Source organism: Deinococcus misasensis DSM 22328, from assembly GCF_000745915.1.
Classification (GTDB): Bacteria; Deinococcota; Deinococci; order Deinococcales; family Deinococcaceae; genus Deinococcus_C; species Deinococcus_C misasensis.
In genome coordinates this window covers 148,575-161,211 of the sequence record NZ_JQKG01000005.1, presented here as the reverse complement: position 1 = coordinate 161,211, position 12,637 = coordinate 148,575, and the positions used below count along the sequence as shown (strand labels likewise).

Annotated in this window: 10 protein-coding genes; all 10 read right to left on the bottom strand. The window is 55.0% G+C overall.

What is annotated here, in order from left to right:
* Window positions 1–227: 227 nt before the first annotated feature.
* Complete coding sequence (locus Q371_RS05940; RefSeq protein ID WP_169743797.1) at window positions 228–2,621, bottom strand: CBS domain-containing protein; 2,394 nt, start codon at window positions 2,619–2,621, stop codon at window positions 228–230.
* A 64-nt stretch (window positions 2,622–2,685) separates the two neighbouring features.
* Window positions 2,686–3,543, bottom strand: a complete 858-nt coding sequence (locus Q371_RS05935) for a DUF4394 domain-containing protein (RefSeq protein WP_034337449.1) — start codon at window positions 3,541–3,543, stop codon at window positions 2,686–2,688.
* 118 nt (window positions 3,544–3,661) lie between these two features.
* Window positions 3,662–5,347 (bottom strand): hypothetical protein, encoded by a 1,686-nt coding sequence (locus Q371_RS05930; protein WP_157442548.1) that lies wholly within the window; start codon window positions 5,345–5,347, stop codon window positions 3,662–3,664.
* A gap of 131 nt (window positions 5,348–5,478) precedes the next feature.
* Window positions 5,479–6,093 (bottom strand): LysE/ArgO family amino acid transporter, encoded by a 615-nt coding sequence (locus Q371_RS05925; protein WP_034337444.1) that lies wholly within the window; start codon window positions 6,091–6,093, stop codon window positions 5,479–5,481.
* Window positions 6,094–6,098: 5 nt separating this feature from the next.
* Complete coding sequence (locus Q371_RS05920) at window positions 6,099–6,500, bottom strand: hypothetical protein (protein WP_034337441.1); 402 nt, start codon at window positions 6,498–6,500, stop codon at window positions 6,099–6,101.
* Window positions 6,487–7,275 carry a type III pantothenate kinase gene (locus Q371_RS05915; protein WP_034337438.1) on the bottom strand — a complete coding sequence of 263 codons (789 nt, stop codon included), beginning with the start codon at window positions 7,273–7,275 and terminating at the stop codon, window positions 6,487–6,489. The genes Q371_RS05920 and Q371_RS05915 overlap by 14 nt, the downstream gene beginning before the upstream one ends.
* 528 nt (window positions 7,276–7,803) lie before the next feature.
* On the bottom strand, window positions 7,804–8,892 hold the full coding sequence (locus tag Q371_RS05910; protein WP_034337436.1) for an HSP90 family protein: 1,089 nt from the start codon (window positions 8,890–8,892) through the stop codon (window positions 7,804–7,806).
* A 61-nt stretch (window positions 8,893–8,953) separates the two neighbouring features.
* Complete coding sequence (locus Q371_RS05905) at window positions 8,954–9,214, bottom strand: hypothetical protein (protein WP_034337434.1); 261 nt, start codon at window positions 9,212–9,214, stop codon at window positions 8,954–8,956.
* A 421-nt stretch (window positions 9,215–9,635) separates the two neighbouring features.
* On the bottom strand, window positions 9,636–10,739 hold the full coding sequence (locus Q371_RS05900) for a hypothetical protein (protein WP_157442547.1): 1,104 nt from the start codon (window positions 10,737–10,739) through the stop codon (window positions 9,636–9,638).
* 34 nt (window positions 10,740–10,773) lie between these two features.
* Window positions 10,774–12,567 carry an HSP90 family protein gene (locus tag Q371_RS05895; RefSeq protein WP_034337613.1) on the bottom strand — a complete coding sequence of 598 codons (1,794 nt, stop codon included), beginning with the start codon at window positions 12,565–12,567 and terminating at the stop codon, window positions 10,774–10,776.
* Window positions 12,568–12,637: the final 70 nt, after the last annotated feature.

Genomic DNA, 12,637 nt, shown 5'->3' with positions numbered 1-12,637 from the left:
GCCGAGGGCCGAGAGCCGAGGGCCAAGGGCAAAAAAATGCTTGGGCTGATGCTTTCAGGGGCGAGGCATGCCTTCTTGTGCAAAACGAGGGATCGCGTCTTGATCCCTCTGCACGCTCGCCCCTACAAATCCCCTTGACGATTTTCTGGACGCACAGCACGATGCTCTCGGCTCTCGGCTCTCGGCTCTCGGCAACGGGCAAGGCACACCTCACCCTGACAAAACCCTCACCTGCCCATCCACCTCCGCACCACGTCCATTTCCTCCTCAAAACCGCTGACCTTTTCTTCTTGCCTGAGGGCTTTCAGGTGAGCAAGCAGTTTCCCCATCTCGGATCCGGGCTGCATCCCGAGGTCCAGCAAATCCTTGCCGGTCACCTGTCGGGGAGGGGTGAGGCGCAACACCTGATATTCGGTGGCCTGTTCGGGGTTGAGAAAGCACCAGTACAGGAATTCCCAGTCGTTCATGCGGGTGAAGTTCTCGGGGTGGATCTGGTCTGCGACCTCACGGGTGCGTTTGGGGATTTGCCATTTGCGGGCCACTTGCTTGCGTTCATTTTCAGAGAAAGAGTGCAACCAGAGGGCCATCAGGGTTTCGGTGGGGACGTGCTCGCCTTTTTTGCGGGCCTCATCTGCACGCTTTAATGCAGAGATGTCTCCAAAGCCATACAGTGCCCCTGCACCCCAGTTTTGCAGGGTTTCAAACACCGCGCCGGGCATCCTTTCGTGGAACACCAAAAGCAGCTCGGTTTTCAGGCGCTTCATGGCAGATTCTGCATGAGGAAGGGCATCTTTGATGGTGTTCAGGGTGCGTTCTTCCAGTCGGAATCCCAGACGCACCGCCAGACGTGCGCCACGCACGATGCGACTCGGGTCTTCCACAAAACTCAGGGGATGCAGAACCCTCAGCAGACCTGCGTTCAGGTCAGAGAGTCCATCGTGCAGGTCAATCAATTTGACCTCGGGGGTGAGTTGCAAGGCCAGAGCATTCACGGTGAAATCCCGTCTGGCAAGGTCCTGTTCGAGGGTGCCTTTCATGACTGTGGGATCTGCGCCGGGCGCGGTGTAGTACTCATCTCGGGCTTGAATCAGGTCGAGGTGGTTGCCGTTGGGCAAAGACAGGGTGGCATTTCCATATTGCGGATAGCATTTGAAATCCAGCCCGGATTTTTCGGCGACCTCGATCACATCGGTGCCACTGACCACCACATCCAGATCGGTGGGATGCTTGCCCAGCAGGGCATCCCTTACGGCCCCTCCCACCAGCATGATGCGTGCACTGGACGGGGCATTTTCACGGACCGTTTCGATGGTTTCCCAGTCCTGCATCTGGAGTTGGGACAGCACCCGTTCGGTGAAGTCGGGTTTGGGTGGGGCTTCGCCCAGCAAATCTGAACGGGTCAGGATGCCCAGCAAATGCCCCCCTTTGACCACCGGAAGCCTGCCCACCGAATGCTTGCGGATCAGTTCGGTGGCTCTGGTCAAAGGCGCGTCTGGTTCAATGGAAATCACCCGTTTGGACATCACGCTGAGCACCGGAGCATTGCTCAGTCCATGACGCATGGCCCGGTCGAGGTCCCGTCTGGACACCATCCCCACCAGTTTGCCTTCGTGCAGCACCGGAGCCCCGTTGTGCCCGATCCGCACCAGTTCCACAATCGCTTCACTGACCTTCAAGGTGTCTGAAAGGGTTCTGACATCACGGGTCATGCGGTCCATCACCAGCACAGGTTTTTCTTGCCATGCGGGGCACCTGAGGATTTTCTCCAGAGCCTCCTCGGGTGGCAGATCCACACGGGCACTCGCGGCCTGACGGTGCCCACCACCTCCCACTTCTTGCAGGATGCGGGCAACATTGGGGCCACGCATGCGGGCTCTGGCGACCACGTCGGTTCGGTCCCCATCTTGCAGCAGCAAAAACACTGCGTCCGCTCCGGTCAGGCTGATCAGGCGCATGGCGATGCCTGCACCCGGAATGCGCTCCTCTGGACGCAGAATCTTCAGGATCACCCGAAAGGCCCCGATGTCTCGCCACTCAGGGTTTTTCAGCAGTTCAGACAGGATGTTGAGGGCATCTGGATCAAAGAATTGCCTTGTGACCTCCCGCACCACCCTGAGGTCTGCAAACTGGGACAGGAAAGCGGCAGCCTGAAAATCTTCTCTGGTGGTGTTGCCGTTCTGAAAAAAGTCGGTGTCGGCTTCCAGTCCCGCCAGAGCCAGAGAGGCCTCGGGGGTGGTCAGTTCGATGCCTTCCTGCTGGATCCTGCGGGCCAGCAAGGTCGCGCAAGATCCGACCAACTGGTAATGTCCGGGCGGAGCGTCCTCGTCCACAGGATGGTGGTCGTAGACCATCACAGGCACTTTGCGTGCCACCTCGGCAAACTCTCCAAGGCGGGTGAAGTCGTGGGTGTCCACCACAATCAGGGATTCGATGGGCTCGTTGGGAAGGTCCTCGGGGGTCAGGATTCCAATGGCATCTTTAAAAAGGATGAAAGCGGTCCTTTCGCTGCCATCCAGACCACCGTGCAAGACAGGAATGGCGTCTGGGTGGAGTTTTCTGGCAAGGGCCAGACTGGCGATGGCATCAAGGTCGGCGTTGTCGTGGGCAAGAATCAGACGCATTGCCCTGAGCATACGGCTTCTCAGGGCAACAGTCAGTAGGGAAGAAGGCGGGTTGTGGAGCAGGTCACTCGGTCAATTTGACCGCCAGAGACTTCAGGGTGACCCCGGTTTTGCCTTTCAAGGTGGCCATTCCGGTGGTCAGGTTCACGGTGTACAGCATGTTGCCATTCACCAGATATGCGGTGTCGGTGCCCATCTGACCGCCCATGGTTCCGATGTCAAAGCCCACATTGGCCCCCAGAGCGATCCCCAGATTGCCCACAGGACGCAAGGTGGAGAAGTTGCCTGCGGGGGTGCTGCCTGCTGCAGTTTCGTGCTTGATCAACTGACCGGTGGAACGGTCCACACTGAACAGTCGGGTGGCGGCTTCCCCTTCTGGGATGGCCACTGGAGGGGTGCCCATGTTGAGATAGCTGTTGTCATAAGCTGCTCCAGCCAGATCCGGGTTTTGCTCGGGGGTGTCTGCGTACTTCAGGGTGCCGTCCACGGTGGGGGTGTAGGGATTGGTGGTCTGGTTGACCCGGAAGTTCTGGTCGTTCATGGCAAACACACGGGTGCGGTCCACGGCCGGATTGAAATCCATGCTGGTGGGCATGAGGGTGACCCCTTCTGCGGGCATGGTCACTGCGGTGGCTGCACCAGTCATGGGATCAATGCTGAACATCTTTCCATCTGAGCTGATCGCATACAGTTTGCCATCCGAGGGACGCACATCCAGATCCACCAGGGTGGCCCCATTCAGGCCAGAGATGTCTCTGGTGGTGGTGCTTTTCTCGCTGTTGTCGCTTCCCAGCATGGCCAGTTTGCCATTGTCAGTGAGGCCGTACAGCACGGTGCCTTTGGGGGTCTCGGGGGCTATCATCATGGGGGTGCAGGCGGCGAGGGTCAGGGTGAGCGTTCCAATCCACAGCAGTTTTTTCATGGGTTCCTCCAAACCTTTGATCGGGTTTTGTGGAAGCTCATCTGCAAACCTGTGTGTTTTGGATGCATCCCCCAGAGGACCAGATGACCGATTTTTAGAAAATCACTCATAATGATGGTCAATCCGGTCTGTAAAACAGGTTCTCGCCAATCCAGATGTCCTCTTTCTTTTTGTTGAAGAAGAAAAACAGTTTGCGTTCGGTCTTGCCATTGCCCAGTTTGAGCTGCAAGGTGTAACCATTCAGGGTGTAAGTGCCGGTTTTTTCGGGATTGGGTTGGTCGCTCTGGTTTTGCGAGGTCACACCCACAGTTGGAGCCTCGCCCATGCCGTTTCCTGATGAAGCACTGGCAGAACTGCTGGTCCCAGAGGCATCTGAGGTGCTGCTGGCAGAAGCACTGAACCCATTGTTGGCTTGCAAAATCCCTGTGCTGGAAAGCGAAGTGTCCAAAATGTCAAATTTCCCCTGAGGGGTGAAAGTGAAAAAGGTGGTCCAGGTGGTTCCGCCCAGACCCGCCTGATAAGAACTGGCCATGTGTTTGAAATCTCCGGTCAGTTTTTCATTTTTGCTGGCAGGAAGCACACCCAGTTCGCCAATGTTGTTCCACTTGCCTTCCTGCAAAAGCAAATAATTCTTGCCAGAGCGTTTCCATTTGGTCCAAGTCTTGGGTTCGTTTTTTCGGCTGGCTTTGAGGTCCAGATCCTCTGGAGGCACCCTCAGGCCGGTGTAGGCGGTTCCGTCTCTCAGCAACAGGGCCAGTTTGGGCATCTGTTGGTACATGTTGGACAAACCGTTGTAATCCAGTTCGTAGTGCAAGACCAGGGCTTCAATCTGGTTCATCTGCACCCCTTTGCCCGGTTGGGTGACCCACTTGAAACGCCTTTCCTCCGCTTCTTTTTCACGTTCCAATTTCGTTTGTACGGATGGGGCAGGGGAAGTGTTTCTTCCTGCGTATAGGCAGGTGGTTTTCCAGACATCCAGTCCGTAGTCGTTTTCGCCGTAGATCACGGGTTTGTTGTTCTTGTCCCTGTAATACACAGAGAAAACGGAGTCGTCGTACGTGGAGTTGTAGAGGTCGCGCAGGACATTGATGTCAATTTTGCCGTTCTGGGTATTGTATTCAAATTTCCCGGTGTCGTCTTCGCCAATGCGGTATTCGCCGTTGTCATAGAGGCTCAGGGTGTATTTGATGGTCTGACCACTGGACAGGGGCTTGCTGCACTGGTAGGTTCCGTAAGCAAGGGCACCCCCAAGTTTCACCCCAGCAAGACCAGAGTTGGCGTTGTTGCTCTGCCCTGAAGCCATCTGGTTGCTTGTTTGCTTGATGGTCTCTGCAATGAACTGTGAGAAGGCCGGACTGTACTTCGAAGTGAGTTCACGGTCCATGCTGGTTTCCATCAGGAGGATTTGCCCTTTTCCTGCTGAGGCCTCAAATCCCACGTACATCAACACACGCTGTTCCCCCTTGGCCTCAATGCCAAGGGCTCCAGTGACCATGGGGCCATCCTCTTGCAGATCCTCCATCGGAGAAACCACCTTGCCGCGTTTCGGGCTGTCTTTCTGAATGAAGAGGGTCATCCAGCTTTTCAGGCTCTGGTCTTTTAAGGCCGTGACTGGAAAAACCGTGACCTTGAAGGTCTTGCCCGAGGGCAGGGTTTTGGGGGTCAGGGTGAAGGTGCCTTTGTTTTCTTCTGTGGTGTTCCAGCCCTGAATGGTGGGCTGTGCCAGAGCAAACCCTGTCACCATCAAGGAACATGTGAGGGTGAACGCCAGTTTGCTGGAAAGGGTGCTGCGAAAAATCGACATGAAAAACCTCCTGCACTTCCTTCGTGAATTGGACTGAAGGTAACATGCCAGTGCAAAAAGTTTGGTGTCAGGTTTGTAAGGAAAATGAAACAAAAATAAAGCAAACATGGCTTGCCTTTTCATTTTTTGCGTTATCCCTGCAGCACCAGCATCGCAGCAATCGAGAACATCACCAGACCAATCGCAAAATCCAGCACTTTCCAGACCACAGGCTTCTGAAAAAGAGGGGCCAGAGTGGCAGAACAATAAGCCAGCCCAAAAAACCACACAAAAGACGCGGTGATGCTTCCGGCAGCAAAACTCCACCTGCCTTGCATTTCATATTGCCCAGAGATGCTGCCCAGCAAAACCACCGTGTCCAGAATGGCGTGTGGATTGAGCAAACTGAATCCAAGACTGGTCAGGATGGCAGCTTTCACCGTCAGGAATTGCCCTTGCTGGATGGGGGTCAGGGTTGATGTCTGAAAGGCAGAACGGAAACTTTTGACGCCAAACCACAGCAAAAACAAAGCCCCTCCCCAGAGCGCCAGACCCCGTAAAAGTGGAACACTGGCAATCAGAGAGCCTACGCCCAGTGTCCCGAGGGTGATCAAGAAGGCATCCCCCAGAGCACTGGTCAGGGCAATCCAGAACGGCTGTTGCCGTGCCAGACCTTGCCGGAGTACAAATGCATTCTGTGCTCCAATGGCAACAATCAGGGTGAAACCCACCGTGAGGCCCTTGAGAAAAGCCGCAACCTCAAACATGACCGTTAAAGGTACACCTCATGGGAGCGCAAATCGGCGCGGATCTCCTGAAAAAACTGGGTCAGCCCTTCATGCATTTCTGACTCAGAAAAAATTCTCGGGAACACCGAATACTGGTTTTCCTGCTGATGGCCCAGAATGCGCCACCCCTGCTCGTGGGGCACATGGATCAAACCCACAATGATGGGGGCGTCGTAAGAAGCGTCACTCATCAAAAAATGCTTCTGGTAAAAGAAATCGCTGATCAGCCAGTTCCTGAGGTCAAAAATGCACTCCAGATGGATCCCCGAGACCGACAGCATCAGGTCCTGATCGCTGTAAAAACGCATGTTCAGGTCCATGCTGAAGCGGGAAGTGCCCACGGCAAAGTCCGCTCTGGGTACGGCCTGGTACTCAATCCTCAGCATGTTCGTGCCAGATGTTGATCAACCCCTTGATGGTCACATCGTCATCGTACACATCGATGTTGCGACACAGACCTTTCAGGGTGCGGGCAAAACCCCCAGTGGCCACCACAATGGGTTTCTCGGGCATCTCTTCTCCCAGACGGCGGATCATGCCGTCCACCATTTCCACGTAGCCATACACCAGACCGGACTGGATGGCCTCGGGGGTGGTGCGTCCAATCGCAGCAGGCGGGGCCACCAGAGGCACCCTTGGCAGTTTGGCGGTCTTGTTGAACAGGGCATCCGCTGCCGTGGATGGACCGGGCGCAATCACCCCACCCATGAAGCGCCTCGGGGACTGGATGGCATCGAAGGTGGTGGCCGTTCCAAAATCCACGATGATGGCGTACCTGCCCTCTGGAACGTGTTCCCACACCCCGAACATGTTCACCAGACGGTCTGCGCCGACGGTGGTCGGGTCTTTCAGGTCGATTTGCACCTTCAGGTTGTGGTGTCCGACCTCGATCACCTGAATGCCCCAATACTCCTGCAAAGCCACCATGATGTTCTGTCCCACTGGAGGGGCCACGCTGGAAATGATGGCACTGTGGGGCTCTGGCACTTTGGCAAGGTCCAGAAGGCTGCGGATCATCAGCGCGTAATTGTCGGGCAGGGCATCCCGGTCTGTGCGAATGCGGAAACTGCGGATGGGGGTGCCATCCGATTGCAGCAGACCCAGCACCGTGCTGGTGTTGCCCACATCGATGGCCAACAGAGGAATGTTCACGGTGGTCATTGTACTCTGTACAGGTCAAAGGTGACATCCAGAGAGGCAGAAGGCAGCAGGTTCACCGCAAAGTCTGAAGTTTGGCAGGCCGACTGAGAAAGCGGTCAGCAGTAGCAGTCAGCCATCAGCGCTCAGTAAAAAGCGGATCCAGAGGCTTTTGCTTTCGACAGCAGCAAGACCCAAAGGCCAAGCCCCATCAGATTTGGCAAGCTCAACCGACTGGAAGAAGACTTTCCTTCTGGCTGACGGCTGAACGGTGAGGGCTGACGGCTCTTTCTTTTTTCATCGCCCGAACAGCGACTTTGCGGCTACCCTGCAGAAGGCAGAAGGCTGGACATCCCACAATCATTCCAAACCCTCTCCCAAACTGCCTTTCATGTTTTCCACATGGGTTTTCTGCTCGAGTAAAGTGACTGAAAAAGCAAGATTAAAGGCCGATCTGCTCAAGTCGGTCACATCGGAAAACCCAAAACCGGTCCTCTGGATGTCAGCCAGAGCTTCAAAGTGCCTTCTGCCTTCTGCTCTCCGCCTTCTGCCCTAATTCACATCCCTGAAACGCGTTGCCTGCAAACCCCACACCAGCAGTTGCTGCAATCCGCCAGAGGCCATTTGCAGTTCGGTTTCGCCCATGGGCAGGTTTCCCAGCATGCGGGCTTGCAGGTAAATCATTTTCAGGACCTCCTCCAGAACAGCTTGATCCTGAATCAGGGTGAGTTCTTGCACCAGAGGATGGGCATGGTTGAGCACCAGACGCATGGCTGGAAGTTGTCCCTGAGACATCAGTTCTTTCACCATGGCTTGAACCACAGGCGAGGTCCTTGCGGGGTTCTGGTGGCGGAATTTCAGGTGGGCTTCGCTGGCGACCAGCAGGGCAGGCAGATGGGCAGGTTGGAAATGGCGCACCTCCACCTGAACCAGCTGGGGAGCAAGCAGGCTCTGGGCGGTTTCCAGCCAGTTCCCGGTCACTTCGATGGCAGGCAGCAGGTCTGCATACTGTCCTGCATCCAGAGCGTCCACGCTGGATTCCGGGTAGAAACCGTGGTACCGGGCAAGCAAGGCTGCATCCTGATCAAATGCGACATTGAGGATCAGGTGTTGCTGGGCGGCAGCAACCCTCTGGATTTGCTGGTACTGGTGGGGATCGGTGATGTAACGCAGGTGTCCTGAGTGTTTGAAGTGTTCATCCAGTGTGATTCGGCCCAAGGGGGTTTCAAAGACAAAATGGTGGATGAGCAGGCGGTACACCTGTTCGTCTTCCACAGCACGTTGTTTCAGGGCATTTCCATGCAGTTGCAGCACCTGCTGAAACAAAAAGGGATGCTGTTGGGAGAGGGTGTACAGATAGACCAGAAGCTGCTCTTGCACGTTGCTGTCCTGTACAGACTTCAACAATTCGATGCGGAACACCTCTGCCCACTTGCTGGATGGCTGGGTGGGCTGGGTGTAAGGCAACACATAAGCCACGCCCACAGGAACCCTCTGGGCGGTCAGTTCGATCACATCCAGTGGTAGGGCACCCAGCAGATGCTCGCCGTACAGCATGAGGGTGTCTTTGCGGTGTTGAGGGCTTGGGTAGGGGTGGAGCAGCAGGTCAGAGAGTCCCTTTTGCCCTTCAGGGGAAGTCATGCTGTCAGTATAAGTCCAAAAAAAAGCACCCCGTGAAGAGGTGCCTGAGGTGCGGCTCGGGTCAGGCAACGCTTTTGGAGGTGGTGCGTGGGCCACTGGTGCAGGTGAGCATGAACCATCCGCTTTGCTGGTGGTCGCTGACCATGGCGGTGATGTAACCGTGTTCACAGCGCACTTCCACGAAGGGGTTGTGTTCTGCGCCAAAGAATGCGTCTTTGAGGGTTTGCACATCGCTGGTGGGAAGTTCGCTTTCCCGGATGAAAATGACTTGCCGAGGGGGTGTGAGCATGCCAACACTTACGGGCTTTTTCAGGATTTTCATCTCAGCCTCCTTCAGATCAGAAGTGGAGTGGATTGTCAGGGAAGTTGCAGCCTTCTAAAACTGTAATTCCATTGTAGAACAAAAATTTAGAGAATGGTGAATAAAATTTCATATACTCAGTACAATCAAAGTGAATGTTTCGTTGATCTGCAGGGCAATTGTCCTGCCTCTGAACAATCCCTCAAAAGGGTCAGAAATTTTCTGAAGCTGAGTATTTTTCAGGAATGCGGGTTTTCTTTGGAAATGTAAAGGTCGGCTTCCAGGGCATTGGCCTTTAAAAATGTTTTGCATAAATTCTCGTGATCGCTTACGAAAAAGCCATGAAAAAGGGCTGGGGAAGCCACTTCTCCCTCAGCCCTCCAGAGTTCAATAGACTTTTCACAACTTTCATGTGATTCGACAGGAGAAAACCAGCAAAACCTCAGGTCAAGGCAAAAGCTTTTCTTTCCTGTGTGGCACGGGTCATCCAGTTCTGCGCCACACCTGCAAAACGCCCGGTCCCATTGCGCTTGTCGTACTGGCTTGCAAGGTCCTGAGCATCCTGCAAGAACATGCTGGACAGCACCGAAGGTTCATACCTGCCAGAGAGTTCAAACCCTTTGAAGTGGCTGGGGAACGGCAAATCCAGATGGGTGCGGGTCTCGGACAGCACCTGAAAAAGGGCTGCACCAGACAGCACAAAATCAAAGCGGTCCAGCGGATCTCGGGTGGTGTAACCCAACTGGAAGTGGTCCATCCAGAGCCTGAGGGCTGCATCCAGATTCTCGGTGAGCACCAGAAACTGCACATGTTCAGCGACAGTGGGAATGAAGTTGCGGTCCCCTCTGGCTTTGATGACCCCCTCCAGATGGTATTGCTTCGCTTCATCCATCCTGCCCAGTTTGAACAGGGGATACAGCAAACTGCCATAAGTCACGGTGGGTACGTTGTGGCACTTGCGGTCACTGCGCAGGATTTCTTCGCCCAGACGGATGCTGCTCTGGAAGTCGTCGCGGGCTTCGTAGTAACCCATCACCTTGTTTTTCTCGCACACTTCGCAGTCGCTGAGGTCGTCTCTGGGAATTCTGCGCCATGCCAGAAAGGCCTGCTCGGCGGCTTTCATGTCTCCGATGTGCAGGGCAAGCCTGAGGGACTGGTAAGCGTGGTAATGCGCCCCAGAGCCGAGTTGCCTTGTGCGCCGTTCAAAATCTTCCTGCAACTGGTAAGCCCTTTGCAGTGAAAAATTCGGGTAGGCGAAGATCGAATGCAAAATCCACTTGTAGGCCCACATCAGGTACATTTCCTGATGTCGGAACAACTCGCGGTTTTTGTCGAAGGTGCCCATCAGCCATGCAAAATGCACGAGGGCTTTGTTGGGATGTCCAGAGAACGTGGCGGCATGCACCAGTTCCATGCGGGTGCGGAACCCGGCTTCGATGTCCCTCTGGGTGTCTGCAAGGCGCACGGCCCTTTCCCAGAAAGGCAGGCTTTCTTCTTCGCTGCCCTGAGACTGGGCCAATTCAATCAGTTCTTCAATGGTTTCCATGTTTGCACCCATGTGGTTTCAGGTTCAGAGGGGATCAGTTGAGCAGGCGGTCTGCACGCAGACCCCAGTACATCATTTCCTGCAAGCCTTCGGTGAGGAGGGCCAGTTCTTCTTGCCTGAGCGGATGGTGCCCGAGCAGGTGGGCCTGCACGTACAGCATTTGCACCAGTCTGCGCACCACTTTGGGGTTTTCGGCGTGCAGCATGCTCTGGATCAGGCTGTTGTTGAAGTTCAGGTGCAAGTGCGCCACCCGCATGGACCGCAATTCCGAAGCGTAATCTTCCAGCACATCCGACCACAGGTCGTCGCTGACCTCCTGTGCCTGCTCCACATCGCTGAGTTCCTGATGCACCTCGCTGACAATGAACAGTGCTGGCAAACCCTCGGGCATGAAGCGTTTGACGGTCACCTGACAGTCCAGAGCCGACAGGGCATCTTGCGCCAGCAGCAAGAAGTTGTGCAGGTTGTCAGACTGCACATCCTCCAGCGTGTGCGCGTAGGTGGTGGCATCGATTTCCTCGGTCGCCACATTGAAAATCGAGGTGTACTTGCGCAGCAAAGGGATGTCGTAGGTGTACACTGCATTGATCACGCTGTGACCATACGCCGACGCCACCTGTGCAATCTGCCTGAACTGGTCCAGGTTGGTCACATAACGGATGGTGGTGTTGTGCTGCAAATATTCTTGCAAGGTCATGCGACCTGTGCTGGTCTCAAAGACGAAACTGTGCACCAGAAGCTGGTAAAACTCGTCATTGTCCACGGCCAGAGCCCGCATCGGCAGGTAATGCAGTTGCAGCAGTTTGCGCAAGCCCTCCTGATCGTGCTGCGTCAGGTGACGCAGCCACGCCTGCATTTGCTGGTTCAGTTCATTGCGCGCTTCAGAAAGCAGGTCATCTTCATAGAAAGACTCGCGGGATGCTGTGGGATGCAGGTTTTGCACATTCAGGAAGCAACGCACAAAGAAAGCCCACTCTGGGAGCAGGTTGTCAATCTGTGAACTGAGCAGCATGTTCTTCAGGTACACCCGGTGCCACTGTCTGGCGTTGGCCTGCGTGCTGTAAGGCAACACGAAAGCCACCCCACTGACTCCACCTGCTTTGGTTTTCAAAGGAAAGCAGTCCAGAGCTTGCAGGTTCAGGCGCTCTCTGGCGTAGCCCAGCACCTGCTCTTTCAAGGCAGGATCGCCGGTTTCTGCGTACACCAACCACGGCACATAGGTGGCGTTCACATGCACCTGCTCGGTGTTGCTGCCCAGATGGATGGGATAAGGCAGAATTTCACCGTAACCCAGCAGGTCTTCTTTCAGGTTGTCAAATTCAAAAAGGTAATCGAAATCCTCTCTGGCATCCAGAATCACGCGTGTGCCCACTTCAGGGGCTTCCGTGGTGGAGGTGATTTCATAAGTGCCATCCGGTTGAGCAATCCAGCAAGCAGCAGGCCCACCCTTGGAAGATTGGGTGTAGACCCGGATTTCACTGGACACCATAAAGCAGGACAGCAGACCAATCCCAAACTGCCCGAGGTAAGAGGCTCTGGCTTCGGAGATGCGTTTGCTGGAACGGCCAATGGTGGCCAGAAATTCGTGGATTTCGGCTTCGGTCAGGCCAATGCCATTGTCTTCAAAAATCAGGCGTTTGCCCTGTTCGTTTTCTTCAATGTGCACCTGAATGCTGGGTTCGAACACCTCTCCAGCATTCTTTCTGGCGGTGATGGCGTCCACGGCGTTTTGCAGCAATTCGCGCACAAACACGCTGGGATCGGAGTACAGGTGATTGGAGAGCAGGTCAATGATGCCCTTCAGGTCAATTTTGAAACTGTGAACCATGACCGACATTCTACCGTTTCAAACCCCAGAGGACATCCCACACATGGCCCACCCCCACAAACAAACCCGT

Coding starts and splice junctions, on each gene's coding strand:
- Q371_RS05915 (WP_034337438.1), bottom strand. CDS start 7,275: ATGACCACCGTGAACATTCCTCTGTTGGCCATCGATGTGGGCAACACC.
- Q371_RS05930 (WP_157442548.1), bottom strand. CDS start 5,347: ATGTCGATTTTTCGCAGCACCCTTTCCAGCAAACTGGCGTTCACCCTC.
- Q371_RS05910 (WP_034337436.1), bottom strand. CDS start 8,892: ATGACTTCCCCTGAAGGGCAAAAGGGACTCTCTGACCTGCTGCTCCAC.
- Q371_RS05900 (WP_157442547.1), bottom strand. CDS start 10,739: ATGGAAACCATTGAAGAACTGATTGAATTGGCCCAGTCTCAGGGCAGC.
- Q371_RS05925 (WP_034337444.1), bottom strand. CDS start 6,093: ATGTTTGAGGTTGCGGCTTTTCTCAAGGGCCTCACGGTGGGTTTCACC.
- Q371_RS05935 (WP_034337449.1), bottom strand. CDS start 3,543: ATGAAAAAACTGCTGTGGATTGGAACGCTCACCCTGACCCTCGCCGCC.
- Q371_RS05920 (WP_034337441.1), bottom strand. CDS start 6,500: ATGCTGAGGATTGAGTACCAGGCCGTACCCAGAGCGGACTTTGCCGTG.
- Q371_RS05905 (WP_034337434.1), bottom strand. CDS start 9,214: ATGAAAATCCTGAAAAAGCCCGTAAGTGTTGGCATGCTCACACCCCCT.
- Q371_RS05895 (WP_034337613.1), bottom strand. CDS start 12,567: ATGGTTCACAGTTTCAAAATTGACCTGAAGGGCATCATTGACCTGCTC.
- Q371_RS05940 (WP_169743797.1), bottom strand. CDS start 2,621: ATGCGTCTGATTCTTGCCCACGACAACGCCGACCTTGATGCCATCGCC.